Annotated in this window: 19 protein-coding genes; 13 read left to right on the top strand and 6 right to left on the bottom strand. The window is 41.2% G+C overall.

Annotation, left to right across the window (positions count from 1 at the left end; all coding sequences use genetic code 11):
• The first annotated feature begins 1 nt into the window (after window position 1).
• The 10 genes from H8S07_RS11655 to H8S07_RS11610 all read left to right on the top strand — a co-directional run bounded on the left by H8S07_RS11655 (window position 2) and on the right by H8S07_RS11610 (window position 7,739).
• Window positions 2–1,693, top strand: coding sequence for a recombinase family protein (locus H8S07_RS11655; RefSeq protein ID WP_186856077.1), 1,692 nt, complete (start codon window positions 2–4; stop codon window positions 1,691–1,693).
• Entirely contained in the window at window positions 1,690–3,267 is a 1,578-nt protein-coding gene (locus H8S07_RS11650; protein ID WP_158421998.1) for a recombinase family protein, read from the top strand. The genes H8S07_RS11655 and H8S07_RS11650 overlap by 4 nt, the downstream gene beginning before the upstream one ends.
• A gap of 111 nt (window positions 3,268–3,378) precedes the next feature.
• A complete protein-coding gene (locus H8S07_RS11645) occupies window positions 3,379–3,567 on the top strand; it encodes a tyrosine-type recombinase/integrase (RefSeq protein ID WP_330598574.1) in 189 nt (62 codons plus the stop codon).
• Window positions 3,568–3,895: 328 nt separating this feature from the next.
• Window positions 3,896–4,378 (top strand): hypothetical protein, encoded by a 483-nt coding sequence (locus H8S07_RS11640; protein ID WP_118238264.1) that lies wholly within the window; start codon window positions 3,896–3,898, stop codon window positions 4,376–4,378.
• 374 nt (window positions 4,379–4,752) lie between these two features.
• Window positions 4,753–5,010: a DUF6462 family protein gene (locus H8S07_RS11635; protein ID WP_004843801.1), complete on the top strand. Its 258-nt coding sequence runs from the start codon at window positions 4,753–4,755 to the stop codon at window positions 5,008–5,010.
• The gene (locus H8S07_RS11630) at window positions 5,000–5,230 is read left to right on the top strand and encodes a DUF6462 family protein (protein ID WP_186856083.1); all 231 of its coding nucleotides are present in this window, start codon (window positions 5,000–5,002) and stop codon (window positions 5,228–5,230) included. Before H8S07_RS11635 ends, H8S07_RS11630 begins: the two co-directional genes overlap by 11 nt.
• A gap of 160 nt (window positions 5,231–5,390) precedes the next feature.
• Entirely contained in the window at window positions 5,391–5,705 is a 315-nt protein-coding gene (locus tag H8S07_RS11625; RefSeq protein ID WP_186856076.1) for an HIRAN domain-containing protein, read from the top strand.
• A 5-nt stretch (window positions 5,706–5,710) separates the two neighbouring features.
• Window positions 5,711–5,938, top strand: coding sequence for a hypothetical protein (locus H8S07_RS11620; protein ID WP_186856075.1), 228 nt, complete (start codon window positions 5,711–5,713; stop codon window positions 5,936–5,938).
• Window positions 5,939–6,067: 129 nt separating this feature from the next.
• Window positions 6,068–6,427: a BlaI/MecI/CopY family transcriptional regulator gene (locus H8S07_RS11615; protein WP_186856074.1), complete on the top strand. Its 360-nt coding sequence runs from the start codon at window positions 6,068–6,070 to the stop codon at window positions 6,425–6,427.
• 4 nt (window positions 6,428–6,431) lie between these two features.
• A complete protein-coding gene (locus H8S07_RS11610) occupies window positions 6,432–7,739 on the top strand; it encodes a M56 family metallopeptidase (RefSeq protein WP_186856073.1) in 1,308 nt (435 codons plus the stop codon).
• 260 nt (window positions 7,740–7,999) lie between these two features.
• On the opposite strand, the gene H8S07_RS11605 is transcribed toward H8S07_RS11610, so the two are convergent.
• On the bottom strand, window positions 8,000–8,914 hold the full coding sequence (locus H8S07_RS11605) for a DMT family transporter (RefSeq protein WP_186856072.1): 915 nt from the start codon (window positions 8,912–8,914) through the stop codon (window positions 8,000–8,002).
• 194 nt (window positions 8,915–9,108) lie between these two features.
• Between H8S07_RS11605 and H8S07_RS11600 the strand changes: the two genes are divergently transcribed.
• From H8S07_RS11600 to H8S07_RS11590, 3 genes are all read left to right on the top strand, one after another.
• On the top strand, window positions 9,109–10,461 hold the full coding sequence (locus tag H8S07_RS11600) for an MATE family efflux transporter (RefSeq protein WP_186856071.1): 1,353 nt from the start codon (window positions 9,109–9,111) through the stop codon (window positions 10,459–10,461).
• A gap of 75 nt (window positions 10,462–10,536) precedes the next feature.
• On the top strand, window positions 10,537–10,887 hold the full coding sequence (locus tag H8S07_RS11595) for an Ig-like domain-containing protein (protein ID WP_186856070.1): 351 nt from the start codon (window positions 10,537–10,539) through the stop codon (window positions 10,885–10,887).
• A gap of 81 nt (window positions 10,888–10,968) precedes the next feature.
• Window positions 10,969–11,829 carry an Ig-like domain-containing protein gene (locus H8S07_RS11590; RefSeq protein ID WP_186856069.1) on the top strand — a complete coding sequence of 287 codons (861 nt, stop codon included), beginning with the start codon at window positions 10,969–10,971 and terminating at the stop codon, window positions 11,827–11,829.
• A 56-nt stretch (window positions 11,830–11,885) separates the two neighbouring features.
• Here the strand turns inward: H8S07_RS11590 and H8S07_RS11585 are convergent, their stop codons facing one another.
• Genes H8S07_RS11585 through H8S07_RS14520 form a run of 5 tightly spaced genes read right to left on the bottom strand, consistent with a single transcriptional unit; the run spans window position 11,886 to window position 14,731 of the window.
• Complete coding sequence (locus tag H8S07_RS11585) at window positions 11,886–12,947, bottom strand: type IV pilus twitching motility protein PilT (RefSeq protein ID WP_186856068.1); 1,062 nt, start codon at window positions 12,945–12,947, stop codon at window positions 11,886–11,888.
• A 17-nt stretch (window positions 12,948–12,964) separates the two neighbouring features.
• Window positions 12,965–13,504 carry a hypothetical protein gene (locus H8S07_RS11580; RefSeq protein WP_186856067.1) on the bottom strand — a complete coding sequence of 180 codons (540 nt, stop codon included), beginning with the start codon at window positions 13,502–13,504 and terminating at the stop codon, window positions 12,965–12,967.
• 5 nt (window positions 13,505–13,509) lie between these two features.
• The gene (locus tag H8S07_RS11575) at window positions 13,510–14,019 is read right to left on the bottom strand and encodes a PulJ/GspJ family protein (protein WP_186856066.1); all 510 of its coding nucleotides are present in this window, start codon (window positions 14,017–14,019) and stop codon (window positions 13,510–13,512) included.
• Complete coding sequence (locus H8S07_RS11570) at window positions 14,016–14,531, bottom strand: DUF4860 domain-containing protein (protein ID WP_021861488.1); 516 nt, start codon at window positions 14,529–14,531, stop codon at window positions 14,016–14,018. Before H8S07_RS11570 ends, H8S07_RS11575 begins: the two co-directional genes overlap by 4 nt.
• Window positions 14,531–14,731, bottom strand: coding sequence for a hypothetical protein (locus tag H8S07_RS14520; RefSeq protein WP_226977310.1), 201 nt, complete (start codon window positions 14,729–14,731; stop codon window positions 14,531–14,533). The genes H8S07_RS11570 and H8S07_RS14520 overlap by 1 nt, the downstream gene beginning before the upstream one ends.
• Between the last annotated feature and the right edge of the window lie 11 nt (window positions 14,732–14,742).

Genomic DNA, 14,742 nt, shown 5'->3' with positions numbered 1-14,742 from the left:
AATGGCACGAAAGAGCAGGAAAAACATTCCGGAAGTAGTCAGCAGTGCAACCGTCCAGACAGAGGTGAGCAGACCGTTCCGGGCAGGATTGTATGCCAGAATTTCAATGGAAACAGAAGAAACATTGGAAAGAGGAACGATAGAAACCCAGGTGGAATTGATGAAAAACTTTGTAGCAGATACGGAAGACATTTCGGTTGCGGAAGTTTATAAGGACTCAGACTATTCAGGTACAAATTTTGACCGTCCTGGATTTGTACAGATGATGGAAGATATCAAACATGGAAAAATCAATTGTGTTATTGTAAAAGATTTGTCCAGACTTGGAAGAAATTATGTCGAAACCAGTAATTATATTGAACGAGTATTCCCTTTTTTCCATGTAAGATTCCTGGCTGTGACAGATGATTTCGATTCCTTCAGAGAGGGTGTGGATCTTACAGTTCCACTGAAGAATATTATCAATGAGTTCTATTCGAAAGATCTTGCCAAAAAGAGCAGCAGCGCAAAAAAAGCTCTTTGGGAAAAAGGAAAATTTACAAGTGCCTGGGAACCGTATGGTTACAGAAAGTCAGAAGAAGACCATCATCAGCTGATTGTTGATGAAGAAGCTGCAGACCATCTGAAAAGTATATTTTCTATGTATATGGATGGCAGGAACTATAGTGATATTGCAAGACAGCTCAATAAAGATGGAGTTTTATCACCGACTTTACAGAGAAAATTCTATAAAACCGGTGAAAAGCCGCTTCCGGAGTCAAAACCCTGGAACAATTATGAAGTGAAACGAGTTCTTCAGGATGTTCATTGTACAGGTGATTCTGTATTTGGAAAATATCAGCAAAGTGTTTTCCAGGGAAATAAACAGAGAAACCGACCAGAGAGTGAATGGGTGCATGTGGAGAACACGCATGACGGGATTATAGATAGAGAGTTGTTTCAACAGGTACAATCTAAAATCCAGGAATATACGGAAGCTTATAAAAAGAAACATCAGCAGAACAATGGGGCTATTCGAAACCATAATTTCTATACAGGAAAGATATGGTGCGGAGGCTGTGGCAACCGCATGACGTTGTCCAGAGAAAGAAATGGCACATTCTTTTATATCTGCGGAGCCAATACCAACCATAAATCAGGGGGAAAGCAATGCAAAGGGCACAGAGTCAGAAAAGAATATGTGGATGACGATGTTCTTCGCCTGATTCAAACGCATATGAAAACCGTATTGGATACGGAAAAAATGATTCGGGAAATGAATACAGCTTCTAAAAATCAGACACAGTACCTGCTTTTGGATAAAGAGGTGGGGAAACTTCGACGGGAACTAAGCCGTATCAGTAAGCGTAAATCGGATTTATATGAAGACTATTCCGAACGTTTGATTACAGAAGAAGAATACATACAGTTTTCTCGGATCTATTCCAATGAAATTGAGCATATCAAGAGCCGTATGGACACAGTATTGGCGGCACAGGTTCGGTATTCCCAGGATTACCACATTGAAGAAGGCTGGGGAAATGTGATACATACTTATATGTCAAAGCGTAAGCTGACAAAAGAAATGGCAGATGCCTTTGTGGATTCAATTATTATCCATGGTAAGTATGATTATGAGATCAAGCTGGTATATGACGATCAGTTTGCAGATTTACAGAAACTAAAGAAAGAGAAGGAGGCGCAGTCAAGATGACAGATCTTAGAAAAACAGCTGTTTACATCCGTTTGTCTGCAGAAGATGACAATGTAGATGGCAGAGCCAAAAAAGAGAGCGACAGTGTAACTTCTCAGAGAATTCTGTTAAAATCATTTGCAATTGATGAGCTGGGTGTGGCTGAGTCGGATATTCTGGAATATGTGGATGACGGTGTCAGCGGTACTCATTTTAAAAGGCAGGGATTTCAACAGCTGCAGGATGACATGAAAAGCGGAGAAATCGGCTGTGTAGTTGTAAAAGACTTTTCCAGATTCGGAAGAGACTATCTGGAAGTTGGATTTTATATTGAATATATTTTCCCACTTCTACAGATTCGATTTATTTCGATTAATGACAGCTATGACAGTGCGGCAAGCAGCGGAATGACTGGTGGAATGAATGTAGCATTGCAGAATCTAGTATACAATATGTATAGCCTGGATTTGTCCAAGAAAATTTCATCAGCATTGCAGACAAGAACGAGAAATGGTACACGCCTTCCGGTAAATGCCAGATATGGCTATAAAAAAGGAAAAGATGGAAGGCTGGAAGTTGATCCGGAGGCTGCAAAAGTCGTGAAAATGATTTTTAAGATGGCAGCAAAGGGAACAAGTTTTGCAGATATTACAAGGGAATTGAACAGACAGGCGATTGCCACTTGTGATGAGCAGAAATTATCAAGAGGGGATCAGGTGCAGTTCCAGAGGTTTGATACGATCAAAAAGAAACACTGGAGCCCTACGACAGTAGCGGCAATTGTCCGGGATGAGATTTATATTGGAACCAGAATCTGGGGAAAAACACGTTGCAGTATGCATACCGGTCATAAAGCAGTTCTGAATGATGAAACAGAATGGGTTCGCCTGGAAAATCATCATACGGCAATTATAGACAGGGCATTGTTTGAAAAAGCAAATGAAATGCATCCGAAAAAGAAGAGAAGTGTTGCGGAATCACGCACCAATTTTACTCTGGAAAGGCGTAAAAAACAGCCGGCATTACTGATATGTGCCAACTGTGGGCATTCTTTACTAAAAGAAACGGAGCATCTGCTAAAATGCTCAGATGCTCGAACCAATGGAGATCCTGTGTGTCGAAGTCTGGTGATCCGACGGGAACCGCTGGAGGAGAATATCCTTGGGCTTGTTCATCAGTATGCAGCGTCAATGTTGGAAAAAGAAAAGAAAGTATCTTCCAACAGGCAATGCGACTACAAAGAGATCAATACCGCAGAATTGCAAAAACAGAGCCGACAGTTGACCTCGGAAAAGATGAAACTCTATGATGATTACAAAGATGGTCGTATAGATCGTGATTCGTATAAGCAGAGAGCTGCAACGATAAGTGTACAGCTGGATGAAATAAAACGAAAGATAGAAGATGCGGAGAATAGCAAAAAGCTTCTTGAACAAAATGAACTTTCTGATAAAATAAAACTAAAAGATTTCTTGGGAATTCAGAAGTTCGATACAGAGAAGCTGCGTGAGATTATCAAGGTGATCCGTGTTCATAGTCAGGATGAAATTGAAATCGAATGGAATTTTGACGATATTTTTTCGGAACAGAGATAACTTGAGCAGGACAAGAATGACTTATCAGAAGATAATCAAGGTGCTGGGACTACCTGATGGAAGCGTCAGATAGTCTTCGGCAGAAAAAATAAAATTTTTTTTGTCCTATACTTGACACATCCACACTCGCTTAGACATACATTTACAACAAGAATGTGTGAAGCTGGAGTAAATATAAAGGTCATTCAAGACGCACTCGGACATTCAGATATTTCAACTACACTGAACATCTATGCTGATGTTACAAAGGAAATGAAAGCGGCAGAGTTTAAAGGATTGGATAGCTATTTCGTAGTATAATATTGGACTTCACATATGGAAAGAGAACATACAGAATGTTGTGTGTTCTTTTTTCTTGTTCTGAAGCAGAAAAAGATAAGGCAGCGTTACTTTGATGTGGATTGACATTGTAAATAAGAGAAGTTATAATTTCTTGTATATGAATATGCTCTTGCATATACTACTATCGCCCTACATCATTTACATCATATTTTACATCATTTGCCCGCAAAGTGACTCAAAGTAGAGCAAAAATATGAAGTATGGGGGATAATTGGAATATGGAGAATTTAATAGTATTAACACCAGCTTGGTCGAGTATGAAAGAACCACAAAAAAGGTCCCGACGATGAAGAGTCTTGACTCTGACAAAAAAGCAGGAAAATCCGAAGCAGTAGAAGAAGCAACTGCAAACGACAACAACGGATTCTTCAAAGACAACGCGAAGATTGACTTCTCCAACGTAAAGGTTGAGCCTTTATTTGAAGAAGAGGTTGATTTCGATACATTCAGCAAATCTGATTTCCGTGCCGTAAAGGTTAAAGAGTGTGTAGCAGTTCCGAAGAGCAAGAAGCTCCTTCAGTTCACACTGGATGACGGAACAGGTACAGACCGCACGATCTTAAGCGGAATCCACTCTTACTATGAGCCGGAAGAATTAGTTGGTAAGACACTGATCGCAATCACCAACCTTCCGCCAAGAAAGATGATGGGAATCGAGTCTTGCGGTATGCTGCTTTCAGCAGTGAATAACCTGAAGGATTCAGAGGATGAAGAACTGCATCTTCTGATGGTTGATAACCATATTCCTGCAGGTGCTAAGCTGTACTAATCCAGAAAAAGAGTTCGGTTTGGTAGTCATAGACGTCCAATCAGGAAAAGTGGTTCCACGGATTGAAATGGAGCTACATGAAACGGCCTGGAACTGTATAAGTTTAAATGGTGACGTACGGATTATAAGAGAATAGAATAAGGGGTTCTATGGATTCCTGACTGTTTATCTTATATGTCTAAAGAACAAAATATCGATTATTTTTGAGGAGCATTTTTCGAAAATATAGTGTTAAACAGGGACACATCACTTTTGGTAGAAATACCATTTGGATGTGTCCTTTTTGTTTTTTAAGATATAACATCCTTTCACGTACCTGCCAAATAAAATGAGTATCTGGTAATATACAGATTTCTGGAAACAAGGAGGAAGCCATGAAAAAACGAAAAACACCTGACTTGGAAAAATATCTGGAAGGAAAGAAACGCAGATTTGTAAATTACACACAAGGAGCAAAGATTTATAGGATGTCCTACTGGCCTTTTGTCAGACTGGCGAAAAAGGCAGAAGCCAATTATCCGATTCGAAAGACAGCTATTGTGGATCTGAATATTCTGGATGATTTTTTAGAAGACAATCCTGATGTTGCATCAGAATTAAAGAAGAGAAGGGGGAAGCGTTATGGGAAATAACCGAAGCAAGGTTCCGGATTTGGAAAAGCTTGTCAAAGGAGGACGTAAGAAATTTGTCCGTTATGAAGAAGGTGCAATGTTTTATTCCATGGGGATCCATACATTTCAACAGTTAGCGAAAGACGCCAGAGCAGTATACCATTACTTTGTAATCGTCTTTGAGGAAGCGTCTAAAAGGGAGTTTGCAAAAGTAATTGCCAGTTTGCAAGAGCAGTTATAGGCAAAAAATAGCGTTTAAAATAGCAATTAAAGATGTAAAGAAAAAAACAGCAGGGATTTTTATACCCCACCTCTTCCTATACACTATAACCATCCGGGGAGATACGGCGTAAATCAGATCGAATCCGGATGATTTCTAAACAAAGAAAGGAGATATTACAATGGCAAAAGTATTTATAACACTGACCGGAACAAAGAATTATTTTGGAAATGATTTTCTGGAAAAGGGCATGAAGCTCCGGCTGGAAAAAGAACCAGATAACGAGTATGACAGGGAAGCGATCAAGGTGACGTATGAAGGAGTTGGCAAGATTGGCTATGTGGCAAACAGTTCTTATACAGTAATTGGAGAATCCATGAGTGCAGGACGTTTATATGATAAAATCGGGGACAAAGCATATGCGAAAGTTGTATTAGTTACACCGGCGGGAACAATCTGCAAAATTTGCAAAAAGAGTTTAAAGAAGGAGAATTAGAGAATATGAAAAACAAAGACATGTTAAGAAAAATTTACTATGAGAACCGAGCAATGAACAGAAATATCCAACGGTTATCCAATATAGGTTTAATAGGATTACTTGCAAAGTCAGCAAAAGCAAGTGATGATCAGAAGGGGAAAGTGCTTGTTAAAGCAGGAATGGTGTTTTTAATAATCACGGAAGTGCTGCTTATGGTCGGTGATATTATAGATTGTAAGGAATTAAAATAGAAGCTTAAATTAAGAAACCCGAATAAAAAAATTATGGGCGAAAATATGTCAAAATCCCTTGACTTACAGGTTTACTCACGATAAAATAAAGAAAAAGTCTATTGTGAGTAAACCAAAGGAGGGATAACGATGGATACTGAACTTGGAGAAGTACAGAAAATATTTGCGAATATCATCTGGGAGTCAGAGCCGGTAAGTTCCGGGGAACTTGTCAGGATATGTGAAGAAAAGTTGTCATGGAAGAAGTCCACAACATACACCGTGCTTCGTAAACTGTGCGAGAAAGGCTTGTTTCAGAACCAGGACGGAATCGTTACTTCGCTTATATCAAAAGAAGATTTTTTTGCTGCGAAGAGCGAGAAGTTTGTAGAAGAGACGTTCCACGGTTCATTGCCTTCTTTTATTGCAGCATTTATTTCACATAAGAAGCTGACATCGGAAGAAGCAAAGGAGATTCAGTCGATGATCGATACTTTCAAGGAGGGTTAAGCATATGAGTGAGATTTTCCTGAAAATATTTAACATGAGTCTGGCGGCAAGCTGGCTGATCATAACAGTATTTATTATCCGCTTTATATTAAGAAAATCATCGAAAAGGCTACAGTTCTTTTTATGGATCTTAGTTGCAGTTCGCCTTGCAATCCCGAATCTGATTGAAAAAGCGTGGAGCTTCATACCTGTTGCGGAACGGGTGGATAATCTTGGCTCGGGAAATCTGTCAAATGTCGAATCGGGGAGTGCACTTACTTATTCGCTCGTAAAAGATTATCTGGGCGAAGCATATATGCATCGATATGAGGGAACGGTGATTCCTCCATTTCATTTAACAGAAAATCTGCTTTACATTCTGGCAATTGTGTGGTTAGTGGGTGCATTTATAATGCTTCTGTATGAGGCGTACGGATATGTTAATATCCGGATAAAAATAAGAGCCAGTATTTGCCGGAAGGACAACATATATGTGTGTGATGAAATAGATTCACCGTTTGTTTTTGGACTCGTAAAACCAGTGATTTATATACCGGGAAATCTTGCTGAAAATACACTGGACAGTGTGCTTTTACATGAAAAAATGCATATCCGGTATCGGGATTATATCTGGAAAAATATTGCATATTTGTTTCTGTGTGTTTATTGGTTCAGTCCTTTTGTGTGGTGGGCATATTGGATGTTCTGCAAAGATATAGAAATGCGGTGTGATGAAGCAGTTATCCGCAAAATGGAGAGAGAGAAAAAGGCTTCGTATTCTCAGGCAATGCTGGATTGCAGTATGCCAAAGAGAATGATTTACTCGCCGCTTTCCTTTGGAGAAATAGACGTTAAAGACAGAGTGAAATATGTATTGAATTATAAAAAACCGAAGAAAAGATTTATTGCATGCATATGTGTTGTTTATGCGGTGATGACTTTTGGATTTTTGACAAATCCAATTTCAAATGTCTGCGCGAAAAAAGGTGTTGTGCAAGTAGATTCTTCTATTCATACACAGGCAGAGATCAATAGCGCCATTCAAGTAGTGGAAAATAAGTTCAATAGAAACGGAGAAATGCGAGGTTGTACACTGTTGGAAATTAAGTATGCAGGAGATCAGGAAGTTACTGAATGCGTAGAATCCATGCATGTAGAAGGTGAAGAAAATGTGGACACCAGAGACATTATCGTACTGGAAAGTACATTTGATGCAGAAGGACTTTCTGATTTTGCGGAAGGAGAAGCAAGCCACAGGGAATATGGATATGGGTGGACGTTAAAAAAGACCAGCGATGGCAGGTGGAAGATCATAAATAACGGATATGCGTAATTAGATTTATAAAATAAACGCTGACAAAAAATAATTGAAACTGTGATATGTAGCTGATATAATCACAAGCTTTGGTTTGGGATATACATTTGGTAAGGATAATAAGACACAAAAATAGCCGCCCCAGTCTGACAAACTAAGCGGCTATTTTTAGCCAAATAGATTTGTACTAACCGTCTATCGGTAGTACTCTTTTTATATTCATATTTTAGCATGGATACTGAAATATGTCAAAAATTTCTTGAAAAGAGATAAAAGAATTATCGAACTTCCCCCTCCGGCACATTCAATAGCACAACTGCTGCGATCGTGAAGCAAAGCCCCAGCACGGAGAGCAGGCTTGGCGTCTCGGAGTAGAGCACTGCGCCGAAAATCATAGCGGCAGCAGGCTCACTGGATGCGAGGATGGAAGCTTTGCCGGTTTCCATATAGCGCATGGAAAGCGAGAAAAGCGCATACGGAAGGACAGAGGAGATCAGCGCATGTACAAACATGACACCGGTATAGGAGAAATAAGCTGGTGTGCATAAAGCACGGATAGTATGCATATTTGAAAATGGAAGCATGGACAGTCCGGAAAATAAAGTACCATAAAAAGTAATCGTCAGGAAATGATAGTTTTTCTGTGTCATGCGTTTGCTGACAAGGCTATATGAGGCATAGAAAAAGCAGGCGAGAAGACCGCAGACGATGCCGCGGACAGACCATGCAAGTCCGCCTTTTTCAAATACACCACTGACCAGGACGCAGCCGGTGAGCGCCAGAATGACGCAGCCGGTTTTGCGTCCTGTGATTTTTTCATGGAAAAATATTGCCGCCAGAAACAGTACAAAAACCGGACACATGGCAAGAAGAACTGCCGCAAGTGCCAGAGAACTGCTGGAAACCGAAATATTATAAAAAATGCTGAGTGCCGTCATTCCGATCATGCCGCTCGCAATAAAAAGCCAGAGATCCTTAAGGTTTACATGGAACAGAGAGCGGTTGTAGATGAGCATACAGATGCCTGTAATGAGAGCTGCGAGAAGCATACGGCAGCTGATGATCGTGAAATTATCAACTCCGGCATTTTCCAGAGTTCGGACAAAAATTCCTGTAGCGCCCCAGCAGATGCCGGAGAGAAAGGGAAGAATCCCAGTATATTTTTTTGCTTTTAATAATGTTTGTGCTTTCATGTTAATTAATTTCCTTATCAATCTGTGTTGCAATTCGTATTTCATGGAATTATCATACCACAAAAGCATGACATTAGGGTCAAAAGTATTTTACAGAGAAGAAAGGGTGTGCTAAAATAGACCGGAAAATATCCGAAGGACAGAAACTTAAATTAAAGTGAAAGCAAAGAGCGAAAGAGAGTAAGAAGCGTAAGATGAAAGATTTAACAAAAGGAAAACCATCGGTACTTGTATTTACATTTGCAGTACCGATTTTTTTAGGAAATTTACTACAATTGACATATAGTCTTGCCGATACACGAATCGTCGGCTCCTTTCTTGGAGGAAATGCACTTGCAGCAGTCGGAGCAACGAGCACGTTAAGTGGACTGATTATCGGTTTCCTGCTTGGATTGTCAAATGGATTTGCCATTATCACGGCACAGAAATTCGGCGCCGGAGATATCGAACAGATGCGGAAATCATTTGCCCAGTCGTTAGTTCTTGGAACAGGAATTTCGGTATTCTTTACTGTGCTTGGACTTGCATTTCTGCGACAAATTCTGCAATTCTTAAATATACCGGAAAAATTGCTGCCAATGGCAAGATCTTACATTATTATTATCATAGCCGGGCTGCTTGCAACCTTTTTATATGATGCCTGTGCGGCAGCGTTGCGTGCCATCGGGGACACTGTGACACCGCTCATCATTCTCGCAGTATCGGTCGCGTTAAATATCGCCGGAGATTTATTTTTCGTAGTTGTACTGCACAGTGGTGTGCGAAGTGCGGCAATCGCAACCGTTCTTGCACAAGGGCTGGCATTTGTCATCTGCTGGTTTTACATGATGCACAAATACGAAATTCTCCGCCTGTCAAAGGAAGACTTCTGTCATGTCAATCCGGCCATGCGAAAGGAAATGTTAAGCGCCGGTCTGTCGATGGGATTTATGAGTTCCCTTATCAATATCGGATCGCTGACCTTGCAGACGGCAATCAATCAGCTTGGAAAAGAAATTATTATTGCACACACGGCGGCAAGAAAATTGTCGGAAATGTTTATGATCATGTTCAGCGTATTTGGGCAGACGATGGCAACCTACTGCGGTCAGAATATGGGCGCAGGCAAGATGGACCGTGTAAAGCAGGGAATCAAAGTGGCACTTCTGTATACATTTATCTGGTCGGCTATGTCTGCAGTCGCAAGTTATACGATCGGTGATTTCCTTGTCTATCTCGTAACAGGAACGCACAATAAAATTGTGCTTCTGAATGCGACTAACTATTTGAAATTCAATACCATTTTTTATTTCGTGACAACGATCATCTGTATTTTGCGAAATGCGATGCAGGGACTTGGCGATCATGTAACACCGCTTGTGTCCAGTTCTCTGGAAATGATTGGGAAAATTATCATTGCTTTTACACTGGTGCCGTGGCTTGGCTATACAGGAGTGATTCTCGCGGAGCCGCTGGTCTGGTTTATTATGGTAATTCCGCTGCTGATACAGATTTTTCGCATGCCTGCATTTAAAAAGACTGAAAAATATAATAAAAGAAAAAAATAGTTTGAAAATAATTGACGAAAGCTTCTTTAGTAAAGTATAATTTTTATATGGGGTAGTAAGAAATGGAGGAATAATATGTGGAAAGGAAATAAGACCTGGTGGGAGCAGCTTGCAACCGGTATTCTGATAATTGCGCTGGCTGTCACATTTTCACTGAGTGGATGGATCGGTGTTAAGGCAAGGGGTGCTTCAAGACCGAATCTGAATACGACCAGCCTCTATATGTATGCAGGACAGAATGAGAAACTTGCCGTGAATAATACGAGGGCAAGAGCCAAATGGTCCAGTAGCAACACGAAGGTTGCGCAGGTCAGCCCAAGAGGAATGGTGCGTGCGGTCAGAACCGGCAGATGTCTGATTTCCGCGAAAGTCAAGGGTAAGACATTAAAGTGTCGTGTGCAGGTTGTCACAAAGCAGAGATACTAAGATGCTCTTTCTAAGAAAAGTTGTGTGATTAGAAGGCTTTTCTTAATGTAGAGATAAAAAACAAATTGGGAGGAAGAAGGCATGAAAGAAAACAGAAGAAACGTATGGAAACGTCTGTCGGCAGGGTTACTGGTGATTGCAATGGCGGTGACGCTTGCATTTGGTGGCTGGAGTGGGGAAGCAAAAGCAGCCGTTAAACCAAAACTCAGCAAGACAAGTGTTGCAATGTATCCGGGACAGAGTACGAAACTGAAAGTGAAGAATACAAGTGCCAAAATCAAATGGTCCAGCAGCAATAAGAAAATTGCAAAGGTCAGTTCCAAAGGAACAGTAAAAGCAGTAAAACTTGGCAAATGTACAATTACTGCAAAAGTAAAAGGTAAGAAATTAAAATGTAAAGTGGCAGTTGTCACAAAGGAAAATTACCGTGCGAGAAAGCTGTATGATCTGGTAAGAGAAAAAGGAAAAAATCAGGGCGATGGAATGTACATGCTTTCCATGACTTCTAAACAAGGAAAAAATAATGAAAAAGATATTAATATTATTGCATATCCCAAAAAATGGCAGATGGGATTCAGTTATATAGACATGAACGAAAAAGCGGACAAGATGACAGGTACAGCAATCGCGATGGATATCGTAAAAGATAAAGCAGGGGAATTACAAATAATTGATATGAAACTTAAGGAAGATTATGTTATCTTTATTTTAGGAAAGCTTGACAAATCTTACGATGGAAACCGTAAGGGAATGAATTTGACAAAATGTCTGGAAGGTGATCTGATGAGCGAAAGTGATGATGAACTGGAGTACAGCGGAAAGCCTCGTGAAAAAGACTGGACAAAAGCAGTCAGCTATACAAAAACAGCATTCAAATACTACGATAAACTTTTAGGAAAATACGGTTATTCCATGAAGAAAATCGGATTTACAAAATACTAAAAAAAGTGAACAAAGAGAATAGATAAGGCAGGTCAATTTGACCTGCCTTGTTATTATTATAACCTCCGCTTCAACATCTCCGGATTCGTCGCATAAGTCAGCGCAGTATCCTTGGCGATCGTACCATCCTTATAAAGTTTCAAGAGGCTCGCATCCATGGAAACCAGTTCCGGTGTGGCGGAAGAATAGATCATACCATCAATCTGCGGGATTTTATTATCACGGATCATATTGCGGATGGCAGGTGTTACCGTCATAATTTCAAATGCCGGAACTTGGTGTCCGTCAATAGTAGGGACAAGCTGCTGTGATATAACAGCCTGCAGAACCATGGATAACTGGACTGCAATCTGTCGTTGCTGGTTCGGCGGGAATACATCGATGATACGGTCGATCGTATTGGCGGCACCGATCGTATGTAAAGTTGAGAAAATCAGGTGTCCGGTCTCGGCAGCCGTCATGGCAACCTGTATCGTCTCGAAATCACGCATTTCGCCAAGGAGAATGACATCCGGGCTCTGGCGCAGAGACGCACGCAACGCCGTTACATAGCTGACGGTATCGACAGAAATCTCGCGCTGGCTGACGATACTCTTATTGTGGCGGTGAAGAAATTCCAGTGGATCTTCCAGTGTGATAATGTGTTCATGGCGTGTCTGGTTGATGTGGTCGATCACGCAGGCAAGTGTTGTAGATTTACCGCTTCCGGCAGGACCGGTGACGAGTACCAGACCTTTGGAAAAGTCGGCAAAATCAATGATCTGCTGAGGGATTCCCTGCTCCTTTGCATCCGGCAGAGAGAACGAGATCACTCGGATGACGGCGGATAGAGAACCTCTCTGTTTGAAGGCACTGACACGGAAACGGGAAAGTCCCGGAATGGAAAATGAAAAATCATCATCTCCGGTAGCAAGAAGTGTCTGCATGTCGCGCTCATTTGCCATCTGGTAAATCTGTTTAATAATCTCGGCAGTATCATTCGGTTTCAGGCGTTCTTCATCCTCATGTACAATGATGCCATTTAACCGCATGGAAACCGGAAGCCCGGCAACGATAAAAACATCGGAAGCGTTGGAGCTTACCGTTTTTTCAAGTAATTGTGAAGCGAGTGTTATCATAAATAAAAGTCTCCTTTTTATTTTTTAAGTAAGTTCAAAGAATTGTCTCCGTTCCAGTCTGCAGTTGAAAGTGTCTGCCAGCCAGTGATGCGGTACAGATCAGGAGTTGCAGTTTTTGCAGAGGAGAGGCTGCGTTTGTCTGTCTGCTCAGACGGATGCAGAATCAGCAGGCGTGTCTGCAATGCCTGTTTATCATTGATCTTCGTCTGATAAGTCAATGTAAGGGAATCCGAAGTTCTCTTTAAAGTAATATCCGAATTGTTTTTATAATGCTGTTCGATATTTTTGTAATATCCGGCAATATCGGAAGTCTGAAGGTAACAGTTTTTAAGTACCTGATCGATTTTTGCAAGAGTCTCTTCCGCACGACCTGATGCTTTGTAATACTCCTGCGCATGAGTGGCGGATTTCCGGGCGGTCTGATAATCCGAAGCGGCACTGGAAAGTGACAGCGCTGCAAAGGTGATCATACACAATACAATGAAGATCATCAGCAGAGTGACCGATCCGATATTTGTAATTGGAAAATTTTTCTGTTTTGAACCTGATGTATTCATAATCATCAATCCTTTGCGTAGCGCTTTAGTGTTAAATGTGTAATTTCAGAAGCTGCCCTGCCTGACTGTTTCTCAGAAGATTTACTGGAAGATATACTGGCAGTGCCTTCTGCGAGGCGCAGAGCTTTGATCTGAAAATGGCACATGGAATCTTCTTTATCTGTTGTCTGTAACTGAATCTGGTAGAATGCTTTTTCCGACAGGCAGGCTTTCCAGTCTGTATCATAATAAATAACAGCGTTTCTGCCATCCATTTCACAGGCCGGAAACTCACTTTCAAGAGTCTCTGAAAATGTCTTTTCATCTTTTAACTCTGCCGCGTCTATTGTATTTAAAAGCCCGGCAACATCTTCCAGACGGGAAAGCGCCTGTTCCGTCTCGGTAGCCTGTGTACTCAGTGTATGTGCTTTGACGAAAGTGCGCAGGCATACAGCACCGGTCAGTGCAAAAAACAGTATGGCGATCATAATTTCCAGTAGAAAGATGCCGGAGCGCTTGTGATTCTGTTGTTTCATGAATGGCTCCTTTCTGCAAGCAGGCGGCTGACTTGTGTGCCATTTTTTTCGGTTATCATAATGCGGTACAGTCCGTTTTTCTTTCGTGTGACGGTCAGATCACGGGCTTCGATCACTTTCTTTCCAGCTTTAAGAGAAGCGTCAGCGTCATCTCGTACGACCAGTTCTTTCAGCCACCCGCCATCTGTATAGAGATATGTTGTATAACCGGTAGTATCTGTATTTCCGTTATTATCAGCAGAAGTATCAGCCGGCATGTGGAAAGCAAGACATTCCCTGCCTTCACGTTTCTCGACAGATACAACGCCGTATGTGTCATTTGCGCGAAATTTTTCCGTAATATAGGAAAGTGGTGTGGTAGTCTGGTAATTTTTATCTGCCTGCTCCGTCTGCGCGGCGTAAATACGTGCAGACAGAAGCAGTACGATCAGTGCGGAAACCGCAAATACAAGTAAAAGTGTCAGCGGAAATATAAAGTCTATCATATGTTTTCTCGAACGTTCAAAACGCATTAGTTTCCGCCTCCTTTCCGGATGATCGTAACGTCAGGCATAATATTGGCACCCAATGGCTGGTAATCCACAAAATATTTGGAAGAGTCGTAAGTCAGGCCATAATGTTTTTTCAAATATGCCAGACTCTCCGGATAAGTGCCTTCCTGCGCATAGCAGCGGGTGATATCGCGGGTAACGGCAGACTGTAGCGTTTCCATCTCGTTTTTCT

The sequence above is a fragment of the Dorea hominis genome (assembly GCF_014287705.1).
In the GTDB taxonomy this organism is placed as follows: domain Bacteria; phylum Bacillota; class Clostridia; order Lachnospirales; family Lachnospiraceae; genus Dorea_D; species Dorea_D hominis.
This window is presented reverse-complemented; position numbering and strand designations above follow the sequence as displayed.

Bases quoted from the DNA above. Each gene is read 5' to 3' on its own strand.
- H8S07_RS11655 (WP_186856077.1), top strand. From the start codon at position 2: ATGGCACGAAAGAGCAGGAAAAACATTCCGGAAGTAGTCAGCAGTGCA.
- H8S07_RS11650 (WP_158421998.1), top strand. From the start codon at position 1,690: ATGACAGATCTTAGAAAAACAGCTGTTTACATCCGTTTGTCTGCAGAA.
- H8S07_RS11640 (WP_118238264.1), top strand. From the start codon at position 3,896: ATGAAGAGTCTTGACTCTGACAAAAAAGCAGGAAAATCCGAAGCAGTA.
- H8S07_RS11635 (WP_004843801.1), top strand. From the start codon at position 4,753: ATGAAAAAACGAAAAACACCTGACTTGGAAAAATATCTGGAAGGAAAG.
- H8S07_RS11630 (WP_186856083.1), top strand. From the start codon at position 5,000: ATGGGAAATAACCGAAGCAAGGTTCCGGATTTGGAAAAGCTTGTCAAA.
- H8S07_RS11625 (WP_186856076.1), top strand. From the start codon at position 5,391: ATGGCAAAAGTATTTATAACACTGACCGGAACAAAGAATTATTTTGGA.
- H8S07_RS11620 (WP_186856075.1), top strand. From the start codon at position 5,711: ATGAAAAACAAAGACATGTTAAGAAAAATTTACTATGAGAACCGAGCA.
- H8S07_RS11615 (WP_186856074.1), top strand. From the start codon at position 6,068: ATGGATACTGAACTTGGAGAAGTACAGAAAATATTTGCGAATATCATC.
- H8S07_RS11610 (WP_186856073.1), top strand. From the start codon at position 6,432: ATGAGTGAGATTTTCCTGAAAATATTTAACATGAGTCTGGCGGCAAGC.
- H8S07_RS11605 (WP_186856072.1), bottom strand. From the start codon at position 8,914: ATGAAAGCACAAACATTATTAAAAGCAAAAAAATATACTGGGATTCTT.
- H8S07_RS11600 (WP_186856071.1), top strand. From the start codon at position 9,109: ATGAAAGATTTAACAAAAGGAAAACCATCGGTACTTGTATTTACATTT.
- H8S07_RS11595 (WP_186856070.1), top strand. From the start codon at position 10,537: ATGTGGAAAGGAAATAAGACCTGGTGGGAGCAGCTTGCAACCGGTATT.
- H8S07_RS11590 (WP_186856069.1), top strand. From the start codon at position 10,969: ATGAAAGAAAACAGAAGAAACGTATGGAAACGTCTGTCGGCAGGGTTA.
- H8S07_RS11585 (WP_186856068.1), bottom strand. From the start codon at position 12,947: ATGATAACACTCGCTTCACAATTACTTGAAAAAACGGTAAGCTCCAAC.
- H8S07_RS11580 (WP_186856067.1), bottom strand. From the start codon at position 13,504: ATGAATACATCAGGTTCAAAACAGAAAAATTTTCCAATTACAAATATC.
- H8S07_RS11575 (WP_186856066.1), bottom strand. From the start codon at position 14,019: ATGAAACAACAGAATCACAAGCGCTCCGGCATCTTTCTACTGGAAATT.
- H8S07_RS11570 (WP_021861488.1), bottom strand. From the start codon at position 14,531: ATGCGTTTTGAACGTTCGAGAAAACATATGATAGACTTTATATTTCCG.
- H8S07_RS14520 (WP_226977310.1), bottom strand. From the start codon at position 14,731: ATGGAAACGCTACAGTCTGCCGTTACCCGCGATATCACCCGCTGCTAT.